Source organism: Pseudomonas sp. NPDC089408 (assembly GCF_044749445.1).
Classification (GTDB): Bacteria; Pseudomonadota; Gammaproteobacteria; order Pseudomonadales; family Pseudomonadaceae; genus Aquipseudomonas.
This window is the reverse complement of record NZ_JBIVHY010000005.1, coordinates 227,033-250,964: the sequence shown is the minus strand read 5'-3', so window position 1 is coordinate 250,964 and position 23,932 is coordinate 227,033. Positions and strand designations below refer to the sequence as shown.

Annotated in this window: 22 protein-coding genes and 1 pseudogene; 14 read left to right on the top strand and 9 right to left on the bottom strand. The window is 60.4% G+C overall.

The annotated features are described in order from the left end of the window. The 5 genes from aroQ to ACIP02_RS11085 all read left to right on the top strand — a co-directional run bounded on the left by aroQ (position 1) and on the right by ACIP02_RS11085 (position 5,348). The gene (gene aroQ / locus ACIP02_RS11105) at positions 1 to 438 is read left to right on the top strand and encodes a type II 3-dehydroquinate dehydratase (protein ID WP_400616209.1); all 438 of its coding nucleotides are present in this window, start codon (positions 1 to 3) and stop codon (positions 436 to 438) included. Between the two features lie 244 nt (positions 439 to 682). After that, complete coding sequence (locus ACIP02_RS11100) at positions 683 to 2,095, top strand: MFS transporter (RefSeq protein WP_400616207.1); 1,413 nt, start codon at positions 683 to 685, stop codon at positions 2,093 to 2,095. Between the two features lie 177 nt (positions 2,096 to 2,272). Then, positions 2,273 to 3,094 (top strand): ABC transporter substrate-binding protein, encoded by an 822-nt coding sequence (locus ACIP02_RS11095; RefSeq protein ID WP_400616205.1) that lies wholly within the window; start codon positions 2,273 to 2,275, stop codon positions 3,092 to 3,094. Next, positions 3,091 to 3,936, top strand: coding sequence for an amino acid ABC transporter permease (locus tag ACIP02_RS11090; RefSeq protein ID WP_400616202.1), 846 nt, complete (start codon positions 3,091 to 3,093; stop codon positions 3,934 to 3,936). Before ACIP02_RS11095 ends, ACIP02_RS11090 begins: the two co-directional genes overlap by 4 nt. 35 nt (positions 3,937 to 3,971) lie before the next feature. Then, positions 3,972 to 5,348: an LLM class flavin-dependent oxidoreductase gene (locus ACIP02_RS11085; protein WP_400616200.1), complete on the top strand. Its 1,377-nt coding sequence runs from the start codon at positions 3,972 to 3,974 to the stop codon at positions 5,346 to 5,348. A gap of 62 nt (positions 5,349 to 5,410) precedes the next feature. Here ACIP02_RS11085 and ACIP02_RS11080 read toward each other — a convergent pair whose 3' ends face one another. Both ACIP02_RS11080 and ACIP02_RS11075 read right to left on the bottom strand, forming a co-directional pair. Then, positions 5,411 to 6,418, bottom strand: a complete 1,008-nt coding sequence (locus ACIP02_RS11080) for a zinc-binding alcohol dehydrogenase family protein (RefSeq protein ID WP_400616197.1) — start codon at positions 6,416 to 6,418, stop codon at positions 5,411 to 5,413. A 133-nt stretch (positions 6,419 to 6,551) separates the two neighbouring features. Next, the gene (locus tag ACIP02_RS11075; RefSeq protein WP_400616450.1) at positions 6,552 to 7,346 is read right to left on the bottom strand and encodes an SDR family NAD(P)-dependent oxidoreductase; all 795 of its coding nucleotides are present in this window, start codon (positions 7,344 to 7,346) and stop codon (positions 6,552 to 6,554) included. 107 nt (positions 7,347 to 7,453) lie between these two features. On the opposite strand from ACIP02_RS11075, the gene ACIP02_RS11070 reads away from it, so the two are divergent. Beyond that, the gene (locus ACIP02_RS11070) at positions 7,454 to 8,404 is read left to right on the top strand and encodes a GlxA family transcriptional regulator (protein ID WP_400616195.1); all 951 of its coding nucleotides are present in this window, start codon (positions 7,454 to 7,456) and stop codon (positions 8,402 to 8,404) included. Between the two features lie 170 nt (positions 8,405 to 8,574). On the opposite strand, the gene ACIP02_RS11065 is transcribed toward ACIP02_RS11070, so the two are convergent. Together ACIP02_RS11065 and ACIP02_RS11060 are read right to left on the bottom strand one after the other, a co-directional pair. Further along, positions 8,575 to 8,928 (bottom strand): DUF5329 domain-containing protein, encoded by a 354-nt coding sequence (locus tag ACIP02_RS11065; protein ID WP_400616447.1) that lies wholly within the window; start codon positions 8,926 to 8,928, stop codon positions 8,575 to 8,577. 56 nt (positions 8,929 to 8,984) lie between these two features. Beyond that, positions 8,985 to 10,571 (bottom strand): phospholipase D family protein, encoded by a 1,587-nt coding sequence (locus tag ACIP02_RS11060; RefSeq protein ID WP_400616192.1) that lies wholly within the window; start codon positions 10,569 to 10,571, stop codon positions 8,985 to 8,987. A gap of 640 nt (positions 10,572 to 11,211) precedes the next feature. Between ACIP02_RS11060 and ACIP02_RS11055 the strand changes: the two genes are divergently transcribed. The 3 genes and pseudogenes from ACIP02_RS11055 to ACIP02_RS11045 form a co-directional block, all read left to right on the top strand. Next, positions 11,212 to 11,454: a hypothetical protein gene (locus ACIP02_RS11055; protein WP_400616190.1), complete on the top strand. Its 243-nt coding sequence runs from the start codon at positions 11,212 to 11,214 to the stop codon at positions 11,452 to 11,454. An 84-nt stretch (positions 11,455 to 11,538) separates the two neighbouring features. Then, entirely contained in the window at positions 11,539 to 11,808 is a 270-nt protein-coding gene (locus tag ACIP02_RS11050) for a DUF3077 domain-containing protein (protein ID WP_400616187.1), read from the top strand. Positions 11,809 to 11,812: 4 nt separating this feature from the next. Continuing rightward, positions 11,813 to 11,923 (top strand): annotated as a pseudogene (locus ACIP02_RS11045) (IclR family transcriptional regulator); the annotation flags it as partial. Positions 11,924 to 12,032: 109 nt separating this feature from the next. On the opposite strand, the gene ACIP02_RS11040 reads toward ACIP02_RS11045, so the two are convergent. The 3 genes from ACIP02_RS11040 to ACIP02_RS11030 all read right to left on the bottom strand — a co-directional run bounded on the left by ACIP02_RS11040 (position 12,033) and on the right by ACIP02_RS11030 (position 13,924). Then, on the bottom strand, positions 12,033 to 12,494 hold the full coding sequence (locus ACIP02_RS11040; RefSeq protein WP_400616184.1) for a type II toxin-antitoxin system YhaV family toxin: 462 nt from the start codon (positions 12,492 to 12,494) through the stop codon (positions 12,033 to 12,035). Beyond that, positions 12,494 to 12,811, bottom strand: coding sequence for a type II toxin-antitoxin system PrlF family antitoxin (locus ACIP02_RS11035; RefSeq protein ID WP_400616182.1), 318 nt, complete (start codon positions 12,809 to 12,811; stop codon positions 12,494 to 12,496). The genes ACIP02_RS11040 and ACIP02_RS11035 overlap by 1 nt, the downstream gene beginning before the upstream one ends. Positions 12,812 to 13,009: 198 nt before the next feature. Then, positions 13,010 to 13,924, bottom strand: coding sequence for a LysR family transcriptional regulator (locus ACIP02_RS11030; protein ID WP_400616180.1), 915 nt, complete (start codon positions 13,922 to 13,924; stop codon positions 13,010 to 13,012). 206 nt (positions 13,925 to 14,130) lie between these two features. On the opposite strand from ACIP02_RS11030, the gene ACIP02_RS11025 reads away from it, so the two are divergent. From ACIP02_RS11025 to ACIP02_RS11015, 3 genes are all read left to right on the top strand, one after another. Next, the gene (locus tag ACIP02_RS11025) at positions 14,131 to 15,153 is read left to right on the top strand and encodes a zinc-dependent alcohol dehydrogenase family protein (protein WP_400616177.1); all 1,023 of its coding nucleotides are present in this window, start codon (positions 14,131 to 14,133) and stop codon (positions 15,151 to 15,153) included. 494 nt (positions 15,154 to 15,647) lie between these two features. Further along, entirely contained in the window at positions 15,648 to 17,027 is a 1,380-nt protein-coding gene (locus ACIP02_RS11020) for a hypothetical protein (RefSeq protein ID WP_400616175.1), read from the top strand. Further along, entirely contained in the window at positions 17,027 to 18,388 is a 1,362-nt protein-coding gene (locus tag ACIP02_RS11015; protein WP_400616444.1) for a GntR family transcriptional regulator, read from the top strand. Before ACIP02_RS11020 ends, ACIP02_RS11015 begins: the two co-directional genes overlap by 1 nt. A 746-nt stretch (positions 18,389 to 19,134) precedes the next feature. Here the strand turns inward: ACIP02_RS11015 and ACIP02_RS11010 are convergent. Then, on the bottom strand, positions 19,135 to 20,442 hold the full coding sequence (locus ACIP02_RS11010) for an MFS transporter (protein ID WP_400616173.1): 1,308 nt from the start codon (positions 20,440 to 20,442) through the stop codon (positions 19,135 to 19,137). Positions 20,443 to 20,507: 65 nt separating this feature from the next. Next, a complete protein-coding gene (locus ACIP02_RS11005; protein WP_400616171.1) occupies positions 20,508 to 21,821 on the bottom strand; it encodes an L-fuconate dehydratase in 1,314 nt (437 codons plus the stop codon). A gap of 101 nt (positions 21,822 to 21,922) precedes the next feature. Between ACIP02_RS11005 and ACIP02_RS11000 the strand changes: the two genes are divergently transcribed. Both ACIP02_RS11000 and ACIP02_RS10995 read left to right on the top strand, forming a co-directional pair. Continuing rightward, positions 21,923 to 22,870, top strand: a complete 948-nt coding sequence (locus ACIP02_RS11000; protein ID WP_400616169.1) for a LysR family transcriptional regulator — start codon at positions 21,923 to 21,925, stop codon at positions 22,868 to 22,870. Positions 22,871 to 22,898: 28 nt separating this feature from the next. Further along, entirely contained in the window at positions 22,899 to 23,855 is a 957-nt protein-coding gene (locus ACIP02_RS10995; protein ID WP_400616166.1) for a LysR family transcriptional regulator, read from the top strand. Positions 23,856 to 23,932: the final 77 nt, after the last annotated feature.

Genomic DNA, 23,932 nt, shown 5'->3' with positions numbered 1-23,932 from the left:
ATGGTCGCCAAGGTGCTGATGCTGCACGGCATCAACCACAACATGTTCGGCAAGCGCGACCCGCGCCAGTATGGCACCGCAACCCTGGCTGATATCGACCAGGCCTTGCAGGCGCTGGGCGAAGCGCTGGGGGCTCGGGTCGAGAGCTTCCAGAGCAACTTCGAGGGCGCCATGTGCGAGCGTATCCACCAGGCCTATGAGGACCGGGTGGATGCGGTGCTGATCAATGCCGGAGCCTGGACCCACTACAGCTACGGCATTCGTGATGCGCTGGCCATTCTTGAGGTGCCGGTGGTTGAAGTGCACATGTCGAACATCCATGCGAGAGAGCCATTCCGTCATCACTCGGTGTTTGCCGAGATCGTGCGCGGGCAGATCTGCGGGTTCGGCGTCGAGACGTATCTGCTTGCGCTGCGCGCAGCGCTGAATATGATCTGAAGGCTTTTCCGGAAAACCTGTGGGAGCGGGCTTGCCCTAATGCCGGTCCGTTAAGCAATTGGGGCCGCGTTGCGGCCCATCGCTGGCAAGCCAGGCTCCCACAGATATGGCGCATGGCTTGAATTCATGCGGCCGGTGTGGGAGCTGGCTTGCCGGCGACGGGCCGCAACGCGGCCCCGGCAGTCTCACCTGATTGGCATTAGGGCTTGCCCGGGGCCCGTGATAACCAGAAGGAACTGTACCCTTGGCCACTCCCACAGCCTCCAATACCCCTCGCCAAGCCACCAGCATCGCCTTGCTGGTGGCTATAACCTTCTTCATGGAAAACCTCGACGCTACCGTCATTGCCACGGCGCTGCCGCAGATGGCCCGTGACTTCGCCGAGAACCCGGTCAGCCTGAACATCGGCATCAGCGCCTACCTGTTGGCAGTAGCGGTGTTCATCCCGCTCAGCGGATGGGTAGCCGACCGTTTCGGCGCGCGCCAGGTGTTCGCCGGGGCCATTGGCCTGTTCACCCTGGCCTCGTGGCTGTGCGGGTTGGCACAGACCCTGGAAACCTTTGTCACCGCACGGGTGCTGCAGGGCATTGGCGGCGCGCTGATGGTGCCGGTCGGGCGCCTGGTGGTGTTGCGCACCACCGAGAAGCAGGACCTGGTGAAAATGCTTGCGGTCATCACCTGGCCAGGGCTGGTGGCGCCGGTGCTTGGCCCGCCGCTGGGTGGGCTGATCGTCACCCACCTGTCCTGGCCGTGGATCTTCTACCTGAATATCCCGCTCGGGCTGCTGGCCATTGTTGCGGCGTGGTGGCTGATCCCCAACACTCGCGCCAGTGAAAGGCGACGTTTCGACCTGATCGGCTTCGTCTTGCTCGCCTCAGCCTGCGCGGCCTGGCTGCTGGGCCTGGAGATGCTCGGCTCGTTGTCGGGTGGCAGCCTCGGTGCAGGTACTGCGCTGGTGGCCGCAGGCGCGCTGCTGACCTGGCTGTCGATCCGCCATTGCCAGCGCCACCCGGCACCGTTGTTGCCGCTAGCCACCCTGGGCATCGCCACGTTCCGCGCCAGCATCGTTGGCGGCGCGCTGTTCCGAATGTCGATCAGCGCCTTGCCGTTCCTGGTTCCGCTGCTGCTGCAGATCGGTTTCGGTTATTCGCCGGTGGATGCGGGGCTGCTGGTGCTGGCAATCTTCGCCGGCAACCTGGCGATGAAACCGTTCACCACCGGGTTATTGCGCCGTCATGGTTTCCGCCGGGTGCTGGTGGTCAATGGCCTAGTCGGCGTGGGCTGCATCCTCGCCTGCCTGGGCCTGCAACAGGACATGCCCTGGTACTGGATGGCGCTGGTGCTGTTCGTCGGCGGGTTGTCGCGCTCGATGCAGTTCACCACCTACAACGCGGTCGGCTTTGCCGAGGTACCCAAGCCCCAGATGGGTGAGGCGTCGACGCTGTTCAGCATGTTCTTCCAGCTGGCGATGGCGCTTGGCGTGGCAGTGGCAGCCTTGTTGCTACGGGTGTCGATGGCGCTGCACGGCGGCGAACAGGCGATGACGATCAGTGACTTCCACTGGGCCCTGATCGGCGTGGCGCTGGTCGCTTGTATCGGTCTGCTCGATGCCGTGCGTCTGCCAGGCAATGCCGGTGCACAGGTATTGCGCACGTAGCGCAGGCCGCCGGCGACCGGTTCATTTGGCGCTGGATCCCAGCGATGTGAAGAGGCCGGTAACGGCCTCTCGTCAAGGATATAGCTGAGCAATCCATTGATATTCCATAAAGTTAGTTCGAAAGGATTTTATATTGCGTTTTAATATTTAGATCCTTTCATATCGGAGTATCTGTCGTTGAAAGCCATTTCTCTCCTTCCTGCAGGTCTGGCGCTTCTTGCTGCCTGTTCATCTGCCTTCGCCGGCTCGACCCTTGAACGTGTAGAAAGCAAAGGCGAGCTCACCGGCGTACTGATGGAAAACTACCCCCCGTTCTCGTTCCTGAATGAACAGAACCAGCTCGACGGGTTCGACGTAGATGTCGCCAAGGCAGTGGCTGAACGGCTCGGGGTGAAGCTCAAGCTCGAAACACCTTCGTGGGATGTGATTGCCGCTGGACGCTGGAGTGGGCGGTACGACATTTGTGTCTGCTCCATGACGCCAAGCAAGGCGAGGGCAGAGGTATTCGATTTCCCGGTCGAGTATTACCGGTCACCCGCGGTAATCGTGGTCAACGCCAACGATAACGGCATCAGCTCCGGTAAAGCGCTGTCAGGCAAGAAGGTGGGGGTAATCAGTGCGTCCACCTATGAAGCCTATCTGAACAAGGATCTCGTTATCGAGGGTGCAGAGGAGAAACCCCTGACTTACCCGTTTGACACCGTTCAGGTTGCGCCCTATGACAACGAAACCGTGGCATTCCAGGACCTGGCACTAGGCACCGGAGTGCGGCTGGATGCCATGGTCACCAATCTGATTACGGCTAAAGAGCGCATCGCCCAGGATCCTCGCTTCAAGATTGCGGGTGAGACCCTGTATGCCGAGCCCAACGTAGTCGCCGTGGAGAAAAACGACCGCCAGTGGAGTGAGAAGGTCGCCCAGGTTGTGACTGAGCTCAAGGCTGACGGGACGCTGGCGAAGATCTCTGAAAAGTGGATTGGCGCCGATATCACTCAATGACAGCCCTTAATCCACATCCGGCCAAAACCGCGCTGGCGTCGAAGACCCAGTCGGATCGCATTCGGCAAATATTGGGTTTCAAAACCCGTTTATACCTGACTTGGGCAGCGTTGCTCGGCGCCTGTGTGTTTTTCTTCCTGAGCTTCGACCTCAAGTTCTCGATCATTCTTGATAAGCTGCCAAACCTGGTTGGACTCAAGCTGGGGCCCAATGGGTTCCTGCAGGGCGCAGCACTGACCTTGTTCCTCTGCGCTTGCTCGATCTGGCTGTCGCTGGTGCTGGGCTTCGTAACAGCGCTGGCGCGACTGTCTCGAAGCGCTGTGGCTTTCGGAGTGGCGAGCTTCTACGCCTCTTTTTTCCGGGGCACGCCGTTGCTTATCCAGATCCTGCTTATTTACCTGGGGCTGCCACAGCTCGGCGTAGTGCCCGGCGCAATCAGTGCAGGCATTATCGCGCTGTCCCTCAACTACGGGGCCTACCTGAGCGAGATTTTTCGCGCCGGTATCATGGCTGTTCCGCCAGGGCAAAGACAGGCAGCAGTCGCGCTGGGCATGACACCGACCGCCACCTTTTTCCACATCATCCTGCCTCAGGCGATGCGAACGATCATCCCGCCTACCACCAGCCAGTTCATCTCCATGCTGAAAGACTCATCGTTGATTTCAGTAATGGGCGTATGGGAAGTGATGTTCCTGGCGCAGTCCTACGGCCGGTCTTCTTACCGCTACATCGAAATGCTGGCCACCGCCGCACTCATCTATTGGCTTCTGTCCATTGGGCTGGAGCTTATCCAACACCGGCTCGAGCGCTACTACGGCAAAGGCTTTCAGGATCAGCGATAAGTTGATCGCTGACACCCATGATTACAGGAACAGTGATGTCCGACCCTAAACCCTTATTGTTTGCCCTCTACGAACAAGCCAGCGTCGGCTGTGGTGGCGCGCCGAGCTTGTGGACGCATCCGGCCGACGAGCGACTGGCCGCCAACACCTTCGAGTTCTGGGCCAACCAGGCACGCATCGCTGACCAGGCCAACCTCGACATGCTGTTCTTCGCAGATGTGCTGGGCTTCTACGATGTATTCGGCGGTAACGCGGAGGCAGCGGTGAAGTGGGCTGTCGAGGCGCCTGCAAATGACCCTCTGATGATCATCCCGGGGTTGGCAGCGATTACAAAGAATCTGGCGTTCGGCGCTACTGTGTCCACGACCTATGAGCATCCATTTGCCCATGCCCGTCGCTTCAGTACCCTGGATCACATGACCAATGGCCGAATCGGTTGGAATATCGTCACGTCGTATCTTTCCAGTGCCGCGCGCAATTTCGGCCTGGAAGAAATGCTCAAGCATGGGGACCGGTATGAGCGCGCGGAGGAGTTCATGGACGTGGCCTACAAGCTTTGGGAGGGCAGTTGGGCAGACGACGCAGTCGTCGCCGATAAAACCCGGCAGGTGTACGCCCAAGGTGACCGGGTCAAGCCCATCAACCATGTGGGTGAGCGCTATCGGGTTTCTGGGCCTCATCTGTCCGCTCCGTCCCCACAGCGAACACCCCTGCTGATCCAGGCGGGCTGGTCTGGGCGAGGGCGCGAGTTCGCGGCCAAACATGCTGAGCTGATCTTCGTAGCCAAGTCGAACCCACATGAAATCCGTCAAGGGTTGGAAGAAATCTGGACGATGGCGCAGGCACGTGGCCGTGCCAGGGATGATGTCCAGTCGCTGACCGTGCTGCGAATTGTGACGGCAAAAACCGAGATTGAAGCCCAGCGCAAATACGACGAGCTCCAGAGCAACTATCACCTGGAAGCCCAACTCGTCAGCTATGCCGGCGACACAGGCATCGACCTGAGCCGCTACGCGGACAGCGATGCGTTGTCGACGCATACCGAGGGCCTTACTTCTTACATGATGCGACCCGACGGAAGCGGCAACCCTCTAACCGCCGGAGACGTCAGGAAGCGATTTGCCAATGTCACACGGGGCACCGATCTGATCCTGGTGGGCACTCCGGAGCAGGTCGCAGACAAAATCGAAGAGCATGCACGGATCTCGGGTACGAGTGGCTACATGCTCAACCCGTTAACGAGCCCTGGCACATTGGAGGATTTCGTAGAATGGGTAGTGCCAGCGCTGCAAAAGAGAGGGCTCTACCGAACCCGTCCCCAAAGCGGGAGTTTCCGGTCCAGGTTGAGGGCTGACGGATCAAGCCGCCTGCCAGGGTCCGCCTACGGAGCTTCTTTCCGCTCACCCGCCTGAGCAAGGCATGCTGGCGCTCATGCCCTGGTTAAGATTGAGCGCCAGCTTGCCTGGCGCTGCGATCAGAAGCCTTCCAGAACAATCTTGCCCCGCGCTTTGCCGCTTTCGATCAGGGCATGAGCACGCTTGAGGTTGTCGGCGCAAATCGTACCGTAGTGCTCGCCCACCGTCGTCCTGAGAACGCCCTCATCAACCAGCTTGGAGACCCTGTCGAGCAGGTGGTGTTGATTGATCATGTCCTCGGTCTTGTACAGCGAGCGGGTGAACATGAGCTCCCAGTGCAAGGACAGCGATTTGCGCTTGAGCGGCATGACATCCAGCTGCGCCGGGTCATCGATCAGTGCGAGTTTGCCTTGGGGGCGAAGCACTTCGACAAGCTGAGGAAGGTAAGTGTCGGTGTGCGTCAAACTGATCACATAATCGACCGGGTTCAGCTTGAGTTTCTCCAGCTGAAGAGCGATCGGTACTGTGTGGTCGATGACATGGTGGGCTCCCTGCGCCTTGACCCACGCTTGGGTCTCTGGTCTGGAGGCTGTACCGATGACAGTGAGCTGGGTCAGCTTGCTGGCCAACTGAACCAGGATCGAACCCACCCCACCCGCGGCACCGACTACCAGAAGGCTTTGGCCTTTGCCGCCATGCTCGTCAATGCCCAAACGATCGAACAGCAGTTCCCAGGCAGTGATGGCGGTGAGAGGCAGAGCGGCGGCGCTGGCATTATCCAGGCTGCGAGGCTTGTGCCCCACGATGCGTTCATCCACGACGTGAAGTTGGCTATAGCTGCCAGCACGATCAATGGCGCCCGCGTAGAACACTTCATCACCTGGTCGGAACAGCGTGACTTGCGGTCCAATCTCACGTACGACGCCGACCGCATCCCATCCCAGCACCTGGGGTTTGTCGCCGCCGCGACTGGCCCGAATCTTCGTGTCGACCGGGTTCACGGCAATGGCGCTGACTTCGATCAGCAGATCACGGGGGCCGGGTTCCGGATCCGGGATATCCGCGTCAAACAGCGACTGAGCCTCCTGGATAGGTAATCCTGGTTGGGTGTAAACAACAGCCTTCATAGCGCTACCTCTATGGATAATCCGATTGGTCGTAGGCTAATCGCTTCGATTCACTCGAAAAACAGCCTAAAAGCAGTAAGACTTTCTCACTTGCAATGAAACTGAGGCGCTGGTGACCCGTCCACACCGCCCATCATGTTGTGTAACGCGGGGCGAGCTGGCGCTTGGAAAGCTGGCCAAGCAGGGCTTGCCGGCTGGCCTCGTAACGCTCGAAAGCCTCCAGGTCATGCAACGACGGCAGGGAAATCAATATTTCCTTGTCGAAGTCCTGCAAAGCGCCAGCCACCAGATCCTGGGCGGACATCACGATGCCGGGGTCAAGGCTCTCGAGGGGTAAGCCGCCGATCTGCCAGAAGTCGGTTGCAGTGGCACCCGGCAGCACTGCCTGGATCTTGATGCCCTGGTCCGCAAGTTCCCTGTGCAGGGAATGGGTAAAGGCGGTGACATACGCCTTGCTGGCGCCGTAAACGCCATTGAGCATCTCTGGCGCGAGGCTCACGACGGACGAAATGTTGATGACGGCGCCGTGCTGGCGCGCAACGAACCCTGGGATGGCGGCGTAGCTCAGGCGGGTGAGGGCGGTGACGTTGAGGTTGATCATCTCGGCCATGCGCTCCACATCGCTGTCCAGCAAACGGGTATGGGTACCAATACCGGCATTGTTGACCAGCATCGTGATGCTGGCGTCTTCCTGCAGCTTGCGCTCCACCTGGCGCAGGCCCTCGGCATCAGCCAAGTCTGCTACGAATACCTCCACAGCCTGTTGGGTCTGGGCAGTGAGCCGACCGGCTAACGCATTGAGTCGCTCACGGTTGCGTGCAACAAGCACCAGGTCGTAGCCGCGACGAGCAAGATGCTCCGCATAGACCGAACCGATCCCGGTGGAAGCGCCTGTGATGAGCGCGGTGCCTTTGAATTCCTGCGTCATGGTCATGCTCCAGCCTATGGGTGTGAAGTCATGATGTTGGAACATGCTTTCGTCTTAAACGACGTATATGCTACGTTTTTAGGTCATCACATCGTGGAGCCTCAACCATGCACCGGGTTGGCTACCTCATTACTGAAGGTTTCCAGGTCATGTCACTGGCGACTCAGGCTGTATTCGAGTTCGCCAACATTGTTGTCGGCGAAACGGCTTACAAGATCCAGAACTTCTCCATAGAAGGCGGTACTGTCCGTTCGTCTCTCGGGATGTACATGGATACGCTTGCCTTGGGGGCTCCAGGCCTGGCCGACACGTGGATGATTACGGGGACATTGACCCCTCTGACACCGCCCGGTGATGACGTGTTGGCGAGCGTGCGTGGCTTTGTGGGCGGCGCGAGGCGCACGGCAGGCCTATGCACGGGCTGCTTCGTGCTGGCGCAGGCAGGCGTGCTCGATAACCGCAGGGCAACGACCCATTGGGCCTATGCGAACAAGCTTCGCGAAATGCACCCGACGATCGAAGTCGAGGAAGACCGTATCTTCATCGTGGATGGGCCAATATGGACGTCTGCAGGTATGACTGCCGCTCTGGACATGGCGCTGGCCATGGTGGAGAAGGATCTAGGCAGCGAGATTGCACGGTCGGTGGCGCATAAGCTGGTCATGCATCAGCGCCGCTCCGGTGGTCAATCACAGCACTCCGAGCTGCTTTCGCTTTCACCAAAATCCGATCGTATTCAGAAGGCGCTGGATTACGCCCGTATGCACCTTACCCGTCCACTTGGTGTGGATGAACTTGCTGAAGTCGTACATTTGAGCCCTAGGCAATTCTCGCGTGTATTCACCGCCGAGACGGGGCAGTCACCGGCGAAAGCCGTGGAACGCCTGCGTCTCGAGGCTGCCCGATTGATGATTGAGCAGAGTCGGCTCAGCCTGGAGGTGGTAGCCCGCGAGACCGGTTTCAGGGATCGCCGACACCTGCGAGAAGTGTTTATCCGCGGTTTTGGTGTACCGCCTCAAGCCGTGCGCAGGGATGCCCGGCAGGTCGTATCGGCCTGAGACGTCTACCGCTTCGACACGCCGTAACGGTATATACGGAATGCCGCACCTTTAATGGCGGCTGTGTGGGGGGCACGCTTGCGTGCGCCGGAACGAAGCATTGCTGTCTGTTGCCGCCTATTGACGCTTGGCAGTTGACGTCCCAGCCACCTCCTGGCTGACGATGAGATTTAGTGAAATTCCCGTTCCCTCTGCAGCTCTCGGTGCAACCAGATACCTGCCGGCTCCTTACCCTCTGAGCAACGCACCTCATAGGCACGGCCACTCATACTGCTTTTAGTCGCAGCAAGGTCAATGAAGTCTTCCGCGCTTTTCACCCTGTTCTTGCTTTCGAGATAATTAAGCTTCTGCTCCAGGTGCGCTCGGGCTCGGGGGCCTGAGTATTCGGCGCCGTTGCGAATAAATGTGCAGTCACTCTTCTCTACAAACTCTAGCAATCCCCTTATTTCAGCAGCGGTTTGAGGTACGGCTACCACCCGCGTATCAACGATGATTGCGATAACCCCAATACTCACCGTCACCATCAGTTGGCTGATAACCCGCTTGGGGCCTTTAATCCACATGATTTGTCTTTCCAACGCTATAGCATCTTTTCAAGCCCTATCGTGCTGCTTAGCCACGAATTGAAGCGCCGCCACCACCCCCCCGGTTCCGTGGTCAACGTGCGTTGTTGGCCATTGTCTTCGGTGAACCAGACCAGATGATCATCTTTCAGCCGGGCCTGGTAACTCAGAGCGGGCGCCATGCCCTCCAGAGCGAGTTCGCGCACCCGTCCGGCGAGCTTCGGATCATCAACCAGGACCCCGACCTCGGTGTTCCACAGCAAAGAGCGCGAATCGAAATTGAACGAACCGACAAACGCTTTTTGCTGGTCGAAAACCATCGCCTTGGTATGCAGGCTGGAGTCGGAGCTGCTGGAGGGGGTGCTGGAGGAGCCCTTGCGAGAGAAACGCGGCCTGGTATCGCTGTCGCTACGATCACCGGCTTGGCGACGCAGTTCGAACAACTGCACACCATGCTCGAGAAGGGTCTTGCGATAGGGCGCGTACGCACCGTGCGAAGCCGGTACGTCGGTGGCCTCCAGAGAGTTGGTCAGCAAGCTGATCGACACGCCGGCGTCGGCTCGACGGGTCAGGTACACCACACCGGGATGGCCCGGCACCATGTAGGCCGACACCAGGATTAGCTCCTTGTTGACCCCGTTGAGCTCGGGTGCCAACTGGGTGGCCAACAGCAAGTGCGCAGCGGGTTCGCCCTTTGCCAATACCTTGCTCGGCGCATCCCACATCGCTTTATTCCAGGCCCAGATCAACTCCCTGCGCCAATTGTTCAGGCGTGGCTGGGTGGTGTACTTCATCAACTGTTGATAAAGCCCATGGTTTTGTCTGCGCGTTTCTTCCAGGGAATCGTCCAGTCTATTGCGAAGGTCTCTCAGATCTCTGCTCGTCGGCTTGAACGATATAAACTGCTCGATGGGCTTGCTGAGGACACTGTTCCAGTACTCATCAAAACTATGCCCCAACTGTTCTGCGACCGGGCCGACACTGAGCATGTCGATGTCAGTAAAATTTCTGTTGGGCTCTGCATCGAAATACTCGTCCCCCAGATTGCGCCCTCCGACGATGGCGACACAATTGTCCACCACCCACAATTTGTTGTGCATACGCCGGTGTTGCTGAGAGAGGTTGAAGAGCCGGCCCATCGTGCGTGTCACGACGGTACTGCGGCCCAAATGGAGGGGATTGAACACTCGTATCTGTAAATGCGGATGCATCGCCAGTGTCGCGATTATCTCTTCTAGATCATCGCTGGTGGTGTCATCGAGCAGAATCCTGACGCGCACGCCACGGTCGGCAGCGACGAGCAATTCGCTCAGCAGTATCCGAGTGCTTATGCCGTCGTGGACGATGTAGTACTGCAGGTCAATGCTGCTTTGAGCACTGCGAATCAGCTCGGCCCGGGCGGCGAAAGCCTCGGAGCTCTCCGGGAACAGGCGAAAGCCCGATTGACCTTCATGGGGGGCAACCTGGGCCTGAATGGATCGGCCGAACGCCGAATCGTTCGCAGGCAAAGCGTGACTGGGTTCGTAGGGAATGTCGGCTGTTGTACAACCACCAAAGAGAAGCGTAAGCGACAGGAGGGCAAACTGCAGCTGTTTGATTCTCACGGAGCGCACCCCGACGATGGTGATGAGGGTCTCGGATCCCGAAGAATGGCCATTCCCTTACCACCCGCATTCGGCCTTAAAGACCGCCTGCAATGCGTCTTCGATCTGCGGTGTTGTTCTGTAGCGTAGTTCATCCCCAAACATTGCGACGTTGGGCCTGTGACGGTGGTAGCTTGGCACCTGCGTAATGGCTGATGTGTTCGCCTGGTCGGTTAGCGAGACCGGTTTCTAGGATCGCCGACACCTGCGAGAAGTGTTTCTCCGAGGATCTGTACCGCCCAAGCCGTGCGCCGGGGGGGCGGCAGGTCGTATGGGCCTGAGACGTGTTGCGCTTTGCTCCGAAAAATAAGAATTTTTCGCTTTCTTATAGGATGTTTCCCAAAGATACTATTGCCGCCTATTTTCCGTTGCGGGTGCCCTGTCAGGGCTCTAGTCTGGGCTTGTCGCTGCTCATCAGTGACACGGCTTTGACAGGCCGTAACGGTACATAGTTTTTCAGTTCGTCTCATGGCGGCTGTATGTGGGGCATGCTTGCATGCGCCGGAACTTGCTATGTCCGCCGGTCTGTCAACCCATGTACAGCTGCCACCCAACCTGTTTGACAGCAGGCGGGTGGTACCACTAAGAAAGGACATACGCAATGCTTAAAATGGTCCCCGATCCACCCCATACGCCCCATTCCCTCGAAGACACCATCGTCCAGTCCGCAGAATATGCCGTCTGCGCACTCGCCATTTCGCAACAGGTGTTGCTGCTACAGCCAAAATCGCCTGCCGCGATTCTGACGATGGCGGCAATACATGAACTCGAGTCTCTACGCTACCTGCTTGAGTCCGCATTGGTTCTGGTGAAAATGCCGAATCAGCCGCGAACGCCGCACTAAGCCTACAACCAGGTATTGCCTGGGTCGGGCTTGTCACTGGCACAGCTGTCAGCCCAGGCGCTAGACGATCAAGGAGATGGACCCATGACGACTGACGAATCGAACGAAAAAACCACCGTAGGCAAGACCACCTTCTACCAGGGAGAGAACCAGACTCATCCGCTGTTTCGCATCGAGGCCGGCATACCTTGCAAGAGTGCGCGTGAGCAATCTTCGGAATTGATGGGGTACGTGCGGGAACTGACGATTTTCGGGTTGATGGATGAAAAGCCGATGATGATCTGGGCTGCGCATTACTTGGCCGCGCTTGCGAAAGCGCTGATGGATGATGCAGAGCTGGGATTGATGAGCTGATTTCATCGGTAGGGCCAGGGCAGCCATTGTCCCTGGCCTGATCAAAAGCACGATCATGTGTGTGATGGTTTCGCTCGAGAATGATCGATTCATCACACGAATGGCCGATGGTCGCAGCCTGCCCCCCCCCCCCCCCGAATGTACCCTTTTTAAGCAGCTACGAGTGGACTACAGTGGACGCACCGAGGGGGGCAAACGTGCAATCCCTCACCCAGTCGCGCAGCTTATGCTTTGGGCTCGTCCCAGTCGCCACGCGTTGCAGCAATCAGCGCATCCCAGTCATCAGGAGGGTTGCCGCGGCCCAGCATCTTCTCGAATACGGCGTAGGGATCGGATTTGCTGCCTGCAGACCGGAGGGTATTTTCGTCGTTGACCCATGCATAGACGATGACCTTGGACCTTGAGTCGTAGCGAAAGAACAGCCGAAAGCGCCTGCCGATCTTTGCCCGCCGCCAATGTCGGTAGGCGGTGCCCAGCGTGTTGCCTAGGCGGAACTCATCACGGCCCGGGTCGGCAGGCACAGCCTCCATGATCAGATGGCTCAATGCCCGAAACAGCTTGACGTTGGCGTTGCTCTCAAAACCTTGCGGGTCGTTCTGCTCGGCCCGGGCGGCGGCTTCTTGCAATTTGCGTAGCTGTAAAGTCACACCTTCATGGAACAACAGTGTCCAGCCATTTCGCAGCATCAGATCGCGACCTCACCATCGATATCTTCGTCCAGGTTTACGGTGTGGTTTGCGTTGGCGAGCATGGTTTGCGCCAAGTCTTCCGGCAGGGTGGTGAGGTTGCGGCCGCCTCGGATATCAGCCTCCAACAAACCCAGGAACGCACCGATGGCAGGGTCTTCGTGGGTGGTTTCTACGCGGCTGACCACGATTTCACCCCCGCGTACGTCGAATGCAATCTTGCCGCCTGTGTCTATGCCCAAAAGCTGGCGAACGGATTTGGGCAGTGTGACCTGCCCCTTCGAGGTTAGCGTTGCGATTTCGTGGATGGCAGGCATGTGCGTTCTCCCGGATGTATTGATTGAAGGGTAAGGAATAATCCTTACAAGGTCAATCCTGGTTTTCTGCTGATCAAGCATAAGCGGGGTGGCCGCTCAATAAAGCCGCAAGATGAGTTACACGACTTCCAGGGACACCATCCTCCATGGTCTATGAAAGCCAGACATGATCAGCTAAATAGCCTGTTTCAACGAGAACTAAAGACTCTCAGGGTCGCCAAAGAACATCTGTATCCTGGAACGCAACCAGCGCTCCGCCGGGTCATTGTCCTGCGCCCCGCGCCAAGCCATATGCAACTCGAAACTGCGCACCGGTATCGGCAGGTCCTCAGCCCGCAACCCACCCGCTGCCGTCAGCGCATCCGCGGTGTAATCCGGCACCGTGGCAACAATATCGGTCCCCGCCAGCAAGCTCCCCAACCCGTTGAACTGCGGCACAGCCAGCACCACATGGCGCTTGCGGCCAATTTCTTCCAGCGCTTCGTCAATAAAGCCCGACAAGTCCCCGGCAAACGAAACCAGCGCATGCGGCCGCGCGCAGAAATCGTCCAGGGTGATGCTGCCGGGCACGCTGTCGGCGCGCAGCAGTTTCGGCATGCTGCGGCGCAGGATCTTGCGTTTGGCGTTGGCCGGCAGGTCGCTGGTGTAGCTGACACCCACCGAGATCTCGCCCGAGGCCAGCAGCGTTGGCATCAGCAGGTAATTGACCCGTCGCACCACCAGCACGATACCAGGGGCCTCGGCGCGGATGCGCTTGAGCAATTGCGGCAGCAAGGCGAACTCGGCGTCATCCGACAGGCCGATGCGGAACACCGCATTGCTGGTGGCCGGGTCGAATTCGGCGGCGCGGCTGACGGCAGTGGAAATCGAATCCAGCGCCGGCGACAGCAGGGCGAAGATCTCGTGGGCCCGGGCCGAAGGCTCCATGCTGCGGCCGGTACGGACGAACAGCGGGTCGTCGAACAGGTTGCGCAGGCGCGACAACGCCGCGCTGATGGCCGGTTGGCCGAGGAACAGTTTTTCCGCGGCACGGGTTACGCTGCGTTCGTGCATCAGCGTTTCGAACACGATCAGCAGGTTGAGGTCTACACGACGCAGGTCGTTTCGATTCATCGGTGCGCTTCGCCTAAAGTGGGGCAGGGGTGAATCTTAAGGCCAAAGGCTGTTACCCTGCACGGGTTTACAGGGACCAATTGCAGGGAAAGTCAGGTGCCCAATCGATGACAAGCATGTCGACTATTAATGACCGCTGATGGTCTTACCGGCAAAGCCCGGATAAAGTCAGTGGTAATTAGAGGTTCACAAAGGCGAGGTATGCGATGTCCCGCATGATCCGTTTCCACAAGTTCGGCGCTGCCGATGTGCTCCGTTGCGAGGAGCAGGCCGAACCGTCACCCGCTGCCGACGAAGTGCAAATTCGCGTCGAGGCGGTTGGCGTCAGCTGGTATGACGTGCTCTGGCGCCAGAACCTGGCACCCTCCCAGGCGCGTCTGCCCGCGGGTATCGGCCATGAAATGGCCGGGGTGGTGACGGCAGTCGGTGAAGGCGTGGAAGACATTGCCGTAGGGGACCGGGTTGCCAGCTTCCCGGCCACCAGTGCCAATGATCACCCGGTATATGGCGATGTCATCGTGCTGCCGCGCACGGCCATAACCCGCTACCCCGCTGTGCTCACCCCGATCGAGGCCAGTGTGCACTACACGCCGCTGCTGATCGCTTATTTCGCCTATGTTGACCTGGCACGGGCCAAGGCTGGGCAGACTGCGCTGGTGACCGATGCCAGCCATTGTGCCGGGCCTGCATTCGTGCAGCTGGGCAAGGCGCTGGGGCTGAAAGTGTTTGCCGCCACCAAGGAGGCCGATCAGCGCGAATACCTGTTGAGCCTGGGCGCCGACAAGGTGATCGTCACCGAAGAGCAGGACCTGCTGCTGCAGGTTGGCAAGTACACCGATGGCCGTGGTGTGGACATGGTCCTTGACGGCATGGGCGGGCCACAGATGTCGCTGTTGGGTGATGTGCTGGCACCGCGTGGCAGCCTGGTGTTGTATGGGCTGCAGGGAGGCAACCAGACGCCGTTTCCGGCCTGTGCGGCGTTCCAGAAGAACATCCAGTTCTACGTGCATTGCATCGGCAACTTTACCGGCAAGCCAGAGCTTGGCATCAGCCAGGACCAGGTAGCGCTGCAGCGTGCCCTGCGCGACATCAATCAGTTCACTGCCGACCAGTTGCTGACACCGCAGATCATCAAGGTGTACCCGTTCGAGCAGGTGGTGGAAGCGCATCGCTACATGGACCAATGCCCATGTGGTGGGCGAGTGGTGTTGGACATGGCGCACCATTGAAGGCTGTCTGCATGATTGAAAAACCCGGGCTGAGTCCCGGGTTTTTTATGGGTGCTAGCAAATGATTGATTCGTGAAAAGTAGGAACTTTCCTACAATAAAAGGCGATACGGACTACATATAAATTTAAGGTTGAAGGGTGGCGGGAAACATTCCGCCAACTATTTGGGGTTGTATGCTTTTGGCGTGGGCGTCAATGTGTTTTTGCATCTTTGCTGAATGGTTTTTTTACCCGTATCTGTATCTTCAATTCGATTCACATCACTCGATAATGGCCCAATGATAGTTTGCGCAAGGAGCGTGGAATGAGTATGGCTATGTCCGAGTCAGGGCACTGCAGGGGCGGGTACTTCTCCATGGCTTGGCGACAGAGATGAATTACGTCATGACTTGCATTTAGTTGTAGGAAATTTCTTCTGGAAATGCATGGCGCATATCGAGCTTGAAGTGTTTGCTTCGCTGTGCGTTGGCTGCATGAAGTGTGTGAGGTGATTCGTGACGGTTATTCACGACCAGGCAATGCAGTATATCTACCGACAAGTGCTCGAACGTTTGTTGAGCCATATGTCCCAGGCGCAGCGCGCCTCCCTGCAGTTACTGATACAACGGTTGCTGGTTGCCGCAGGCGGGCCCGAATACATAGGCACTTTTCGCTTGCAGGTATTGCAGGGCAGCGATCGCCAGAGTACCCGCCTGCTGGCAATGCTGCGTGCCGCGCAACTCAGCATCGCCATGCGTGCGCCGGTTACCTTTCAGTTGCGCGTCTTGGTGGTCAGCCTGCCGGTAGCGGGTAGCGCCACGCTGGAAGGTCATGAGCTCAGTTTCAGCGCCCTGTTCCTGCAGGATGACCCGCGGGTGCAGTTGCAGATGATCGAGGGGCGCGAAGTGGTGCCGTTCAGTTGTCGGCGCTCGGTGACGTCCGAGCGCTGGTTGGCGACCCGGGACGCCATGCTGATGTTCGGCCATCAGATCGATGCCCGGCCCGAGTCGCTGTTAGGTAGCCGCCTGCACCTGCTACTGGCGGCGGCTGTAAGCGCTACGCTGCAGGGGCAGGCGTGTGCCGATGCATGGGTCACCGCGATACCTGGGTTGCAGAGGCGCCGTTATCTGGCGTGGGCCCGGCGTAGCCAGCGTCTGGCCGGTGAGCGTGGCCCTTACGCGGCGCACCATTGCCTGGCAACACTGGCCCACGGCCTTGCCCGCTTGCACGGTGCTGTCGGGGTGGCACGCGATAGCCTGGCGGAGCATGCAACGGGCACGGCGCCGAGGGATGTACATGTGCGGCTGATTGCGATTGATGACCTGCTACCACCTTTGCTGGAGGGGCAGCAGCTTGATGCCATGCTGGGTTGGCGTTTCAAAGCCGACGATGAAACTGGCTGGCCATTGTCGGCGTTTGTCGACCCGCTGGCGGCGGCCCAGCTGCAAGAACTGCGCGCGCGCAGCCTGGAGCCGCATGCCACCCGCCCGGCGCTGTGCCTGGTGGGCGCTGGCAAGCAGCGCGAGGTACCCACACTGCATTTGGGCAAAGCTTATGGCATCAGCCAGACACAAATGGTGTGCCTGCTATTCAAGCCATTTGCCAGGCAGGGGAAAAACCTCGAACGCTTCCTGCGCTGTCGGCATGCCGACATGCTGGTGGCGTTGCCTTACCTGCACAGGGCCATGCAAGGTAAACCCTGCCCTGATGCAGTAAAAGCCTGGCTAGTGAACACCAGTGGCCTGTCACTGGGGCAACTGCGGGCGATTTATGGCGGTAAGTTGCCGCTATCAGCATGGCGCCTACTGAGTGCCTTGGCTCGTCGCGATGCCCACCTGCGGTTGTTGCCGCGGCAGGCGAACGGGCGGCGATACGGGCCGGCGAGGCGGCCATGATGGGGCGAGCGGCAGCTGGCGAGTTTGCTTATCGGCGGGTCTACCGCTACCTGGAGGCGTTGATTGACCAGGCGGCAGAGGGTGGCCCATGCCGGTTACCGTCATTGCGCATGTTGTCCCGGCGGCTACGGGTGTCCCTGGCGACAGTACAGAGTGCCTATAGCCTGCTGGAGGAGGAGGGGCGCGTACAATGCCTTCCGCGGTCGGGCTATTTCATCCAAGCGGCTGACGAGCAGCAGGCCATGGCCATGGCTCGGCAGCCTCCCTTGCCAGCACAGCCATTACTGGAGCGCGCTCTGCTAACCCACGAACGGCGTCTGGCCCGCCAGCGACAGCGCAGTGCTGCGCCTTGGGATGTGCTGGGCAGCGCCCGTCTGCGCCATGCGGTGGCGGAGCGCTACACCCGTTGTTCCAGCCAGTATTGGCGTGCCGAGGACGTGCAGTTGGCGCCGGATGTGCCGGCGTTGCTGGAAACGCTGGTTGCGGCGCTGGCCATGCAAGGGGGGACGGTGCTGGTGCAGTCGCCTTGTTGCTGGCAAGTACTGCGCGCCTTGACGCGGGCCGGCATGCGGGTGCTGGAGGTGCCACTGGATACCCGTGGCAACCCGGATCTGCATGCCTTGGCCAGGCTGTTGGGGAGCGAGCCGGTACGCCTGCTGGTGATGCCTTCCTGCCTTGGCATGCCGCAGGGGAGACTGGTTACCATGCATTACCAGCAGCAGCTTGGCCTGCTGCTTGGCCAACACCCCGTCTGGCTACTGGAAAATGACGTGGATACCGAGCTTTGCTACAGCGGGCCACCCAGCACACGCTTGCGCGACTGGGTCGACCCGCACCGGCTGTTGGTGGTGGGGGCGTTCGAGGCAGCGGTGGGTGCCGAGGCGCCGTATGCTTATCTATTGAGCCTCGATACCGTGTTGGCCAAGGCGTTCGCCGAGCGTGCGTTCCGGCTTGCGCCATTGCGGCTGCTGGCGCTGGCGCACCTGCTGGGCAAGGGTGATATCGAGGCGCAACTGGTGGCACTGCGCAGCAACCTGCAACAGCGCACGCATAGCCTGTCGCGTGCGCTGGCGTCGCAGTTCGGTCAGCGGGTGGTTGTGGAAATGCCACAAGGCGGGCGCATGCTGTGGGTGCGCTTTCAGCAGCCGCTGGCATGGGATGCCATTGTCGCGGCATTGGCCGGGACCGCGTTGCATGCGGTACCGGGCGAGCAGTTCAGCCTGCAGAGGCGTTACCAGCAGTATCTGGCGCTGGTTTGGCTGGGCGATCAGCCAGGCGACCTGCAGCAGGTGGTGGGGCGTTTGGCGCAAGCGTTGGAGCCGCGTTGTGGGCGGCGCCCGCTGAGAACCAGATCAATGTAGGAGCGTGTTCATCGAGGCGTCGAACCGCGGCGAATACGATGGTGGCTGCGACGGTGAATGGCCGGTGGAAACTGGCCGGCAGGTCCGGCCTCTTCGCGGGTAAACCCGCTCCCACAACGGGCGGTGCCAAACCTGCGATGTTGGTGTGCACCACTGATCAGTGTAGGAGCGGGTTTACCCGCGAATGCGGGGGCGGTTGCGGCGGTGAATGGCCGATAGAAATTGGCCAGCAGGCCTGGCCTCTTCGCGGGTAAACCCGCTCCCACAACGGGCGGTGCCAAACTTGCGATGTTGGTGTGCACCACTGATCAGTGTAGGAGCGGGTTTACCCGCGAATGCGGTGGTGGCTGCGACGGTGAATGGTCGGTAGAAATTGGCCAGCAGGCCTGGCCTCTTCGCGGGTAAACCCGCTCCCACAACGGGCGGTGCCAAACCTGCGATGTTGGTGTGCACCACTGATCAGTGTAGGAGCGGGTTTACCCACGAATGCGGTGGCGGTTGCGGCGGTGAATGGCCGGTAGAAATTGGCCAGCAGGCCTGGCCTTTTCGCGGGTAAACCCGCTCCCACAACGGGCGGTGCCAAACCTGCGATGTTGGTGTGCACCACTGATCAGTGTAGGAGCGGGTTTACCCGCGAATGCGGTGGCGGTTGCGGCGGTGAATGGCCGATAGAAATTGGCCAGCAGGCCTGGCCTCTTCGCGGGTAAACACGCTCCCACAGCGGCCACTGTTCTCTACCAGGCAGCTCAGCGCCGCCCTTGTTCCTGCCCCTGGCGCAAGCAGGTGCTGACCAGTGCCGCAACTACCAGCAATGCTGCAATGATCCACAAGCCATTTCGCGTGCTGCCGGTGGTCTGTTCGATCAACCCCATTACTGACGGCCCGACAAAGCCGCCAAACAGGCCGCAGGTAGTGACAAAGGCCAGGCCCGCTGCCAATGCGCTACCGCTCAGGCGGCTGGAGGGGAAGACGAAGATGATCGACTGCACCACGAACAACATCAGCGCGGTCAGGGAAAACCCGATCAGGCCGATGAACGAGTTGGCCAGTGATGCCAGCAACAGCCCGGCCGCCATGGTCAGCAAACCGAAGCACAGCAAGGTGCGGCAGCGACGCGGCGAGGTGGCCAGGCGCGGGAAGGTGGCGGCGCCGATGGCGGCGGCAATCCACGGTACGGCAGTAAGCAGGCCGACCTGGAACGGCGACAGCGCCGCGTAGGTGCCAATGATGCCCGGCAGGAAGAAAATAACCGTATAGATGGTGATCTGGTGCACGAAGTACACCACGATCGCCAGCCAGATCTGCCGGTCGCGGAACATCTGCCCCAGGCTGCTCTGCTGCGGTGCAGCGGCCCGCTCGGCGGCTAGCCGGCGTTCGATGTCCTGGGCGTCGGCAGCCGACAGCCAGGGCGCAGAGGCGGGGCCGTCTGGCAGCTTCTTCCATACCACGAAGGCCAGGGCCACGGCCGGCAGGCCTTCGAGCACGAACAGCCACTGCCAGCCATGCCAGCCCAATACCCCGTCCATTTCCAGCAGGGCGCCGCCCAGCGGCCCGCTGAGGATATTGGCCAGGCATACACCCAGCAGGAAGTAACCGGTGGCACGGGCGCGCTGTTCGCGGTCGAACCAGTAGGTCAGGTACAGCATTACGCCGGGGAACAAGCCAGCTTCAGCCACCCCCAGCAGCAGGCGCATGATGTAGAACGAGGTTTCACCCTGGACGAAGGCCATGCCTGCCGAGAGCAGGCCCCAGGTGATCATGATGCGGGTGATCCAGAAGCGTGCGCCAACCCGGTGCATGATCAGGTTGCTCGGCACCTCGGCCAGGGCATAGGTGAGGAAGAACAGGCCTGCGCCCAGGCCGTAGGCCGCCGCTGACAGGCCAAGGTCGATGCCCATGCTGGCCTTCGCCAGGGCGATATTGGTACGGTCAAGAAAGCTCATCACGTAGACGATGATGAGCAATGGCATCAATTTGCGTAGCAGCAGGCCATTCAGGCGCTGCTCGGTGCTGGCGGCAGGGGCCGAAGCCGCTGCACGGGTGAGGGTTGTCATTGTTTTTTTCCCCGTAAAAGTGCTGGTGGTGCGCCGCGTTATGGCGGCACACCCCGTTGTGTCGGTCAGGAACGGTTGATGTCGAGCCACACTGCGCCGTTGGGGTACTGATAGCGCTCCAGGGTTTCGGCGTGCATTTCGATGCTGTAACCCGGGCGTTGCGGCGGCATGTAGCGGCCACGGCGGATTACTACCGGGTCGATGAAGTGCTCGTGCAGGTGGTCGACGTATTCCAGCACCCGGTTGTGCAGTGAGGCAGATACCGCGATGTAGTCGAACAGGGCGATGTTCTGCACATACTCGCACAGGCCGACGCCACCGCCGTGCGGGCACACCGGCACGTCGTACTTGGCGGCCATCAGCAGCACGATCAGCACCTCGTTCAGGCCACCCAGGCGGGCAGCGTCCAGCTGGCAGAAGTCCAGCGCACCGGCCTGGAACATTTGCTTGAACATCACCCGGTTGTGGCAGTGTTCACCGGTAGCCACGCCAATCGGCGCGATGCGCTGGCGAATGCTGGCGTGGCCAAGGATGTCATCGGGGCTGGTCGGCTCCTCGATCCACAGCGGCGCGAAGGCGGCCAAGCGGCGCATATTGGCCACCGATTCCTCGACGCCCCATACCTGGTTGGCATCCATCATCAGGGTGCGCTCCCAGCCGATTTCGTCGCGCAGGATGCTGGCGCGGCGGATGTCTTCTTCCAGGTTGGCGCCGATCTTCTGCTTGATGTGGGTCCAGCCGGCTGCCACTGCTTCGCGGGCCAGCTTGCGCATCTTTTCTTCGCTGAAACCCAGCCAGCCCGGCGCCGTGGTGTAACCGGGGTAACCCTCGCGCAGCATCTGTGCCTCGCGTTGGGCCTTGCCGGGTGCCTGGCGGCGCAGCAGGGCCATGGCTTCTTCAGGGGTGAGCACGTCGGTCACGTAGCTGAAGTCCAGGCAGCGCACCAGTTGCTCGGGCGTCATGTCGGCCAGCAGCTTCCACACTGGCTTGCCCTCGTGCTTGGCCCACAGGTCCCACACGGCGTTGATGATGGCCGCCGTGGCCAAATGGATCACGCCCTTTTCCGGGCCCAGCCAGCGCAACTGGCTGTCGCTGACGGTGAAACGATGCCAGAACGCGCCCATATCGGCGGTGATTTCTTCAAGGCTGAGGCCGACAATCAGCGGCGCCAGCGACTGCACCGCTGCGGCGCAGATCTCGTTGCCGCGGCCGATGGTAAAGGTCAGGCCGTGGCCTTCGAGGGTTTCGCTGTCGGTGTGCAGTACCACATAGGCCGCCGAGTAGTCCGGGGCACTGTTCATGGCATCGGAGCCGTCCAGCGACAGCGAGGTGGGGAAACGGATGTCGCGAACGCTCAGGTGGGTAATACGTATGCTCATGGTCGGCTCTTGTTCTGTTCAAGCACTGGGAGCGCTGACTGTAGGTTGTCGAGCGATACAGGCATAATCGCCAAATCTTAACCAGCGATACCGGATTCGATATGTCTCGCTTGCCGCCCGATAGTGCCCAGACGCCCGCCAGCCTGGGGGCACTAAAGATCTCCAGCCGGCAGATCACGCTGCTCAATGCCTTGGGCGAATTCGGCAACCTGCGCCGCGCTGCCGCCGCGATGCATACCACCCAGCCCGCGGCCAGCCTATTGCTGCAGCAGCTTGAGGAGCGCCTGGGTGTACGCTTGTTCGAGCGCCTGCCACGGGGCATGCAAGCCACGCTGTATGGCGAGGTGATGATCCGCTATGCGCAGAACGCGTTGCACGAGTTCGAGCATGCCCAGGCGCAGATCGCCGAACTGGCGCGCGGGGCCCAGGGCCTGGTTCGGGTGGGCAGCGTCATGGGCCCGGTACCCAGCGTTCTGACCAAGGCGGTTTTGGCTTACAAGCGCGACTACCCCAAGGTGCGCATCTCGCTCGAAGTCGGTACCAGCGATACCTTGCTACCGGCCTTGCTGCGGGGCGACTTCGACATGGTGGTGGGGCGCCTGCCCGACCAGAGTGACAGCCAGGAACTGAATATCGAGCTGTTCGAAGGCGGTGAGCAGATGCGCGTGATTGCCCGCGCTGGGCACCCCTTGGCGGCAGCTGTGAGCCTGCAGTTGGCCGACCTGGTGAGCCAGACCTGGATCCTGCACCCCATCGGCAGCCCGATGCGCCGCCGCGTCGAAAGCGCCCTGCAGGCCGGCGGCATGGTGCAGTCGCTGGACATTGTCGAAACCGCTTCGATCCTGGCAACCACCGCCATGCTCGAGGCCTCCGAAATGATTGCCGTAGTACCCAACGATGTGGCCGAGCATTATGCCCGCTATGGCATGGTCGCCATCCTGCCGGTGGAGCTGCCACTGGCCATGGCCAACCTCGGCGTGCTGACCTTGCGTTCACGGCCCAAGTCGGTCGCCCTCGATACCTTGCTGCGCTACTTGCGGGCACAATGACTTCCACCCTGCATGAGGCCCTGCGTGTATGCCGCCGGACATGACCCACTCCAGTTTCTGCAACTGGATCCGCTACAAGCACTTGGTGCTGATCGACACCCTGGCGCGCACGCGCAACATGCACGCGACCGCCACCCGCATGAACCTGAGCCAGCCGGCCCTGAGCAAGATGCTGCGCGACCTTGAGGAACAGTTCGGCTTTGCCCTGTTCGAACGCCTGCCGCGCAGTATGCCGCCCACCGAACTGGGTGAGTACGTGGTGCGTTATGCCCAGAGCGCGCTGGCCGAATCGCAACAGTTCATCGACCAGGTCAACCGGCTGCGCAACGGCGGCCACGGCTTCATCCGCGTGGGCGGTATCTTTGCCGCGACCGCATTGGTGCTGCCACAGGCCATCGCCGCGATCAAGGCGCGCAGCCCACTGCTGTCAATCGAAGTGGTGGAGCATTCCAGCGATCACCTGCTGACCATGCTTGAGCAAAACAAGCTGGACATCATGATTGGCCGTTTTACCGAAGAGCGTTTCAGCCATCTGTTCGACTTCCAGCCGCTGGAGCCTGAGCCGTTCAGCCTGGTGGTCAACAGCGAACACCCGCTCAACCAGCTCGACAGCACACCGCTGGAGGTATTGGGCGACTGGCCGTGGGTGTTGTACCCGGTCGGCACCCCGATCCGCAACCGCCTGGAGCAAGCGTTCCGGGTGGCCGGTATCGCCACGCCGGCCGACAGCGTAGAAACCATCTCCATGCCGATGTTCCTGCAGCTGCTGCAGTCGGCGCCGATGATCGCCATGTTGCCGCGCTCGATGGTTGCCGCGCAGCTGGCCAGCGGGCAGTTCAAGGAGCTGTGCAGCCCGTTGCATGTGCCGGCGCTGGAATATGGCGTGGTCACCCGCAGGGATGAGCCGCTGAGCGCCTCGGCCCGGGCGTTTGTCGAGATCTTGCTGGAAGGTGCGCAGACTCGCCAAGAAGAAGCAAGCCCATAAGCAGCTGGTTGCGCGCACACCTGTAGGAGCGGCCTTGTGTCGCGAAAGGGCTGCGAAGCAGCCCCAGGTTTTCAGTG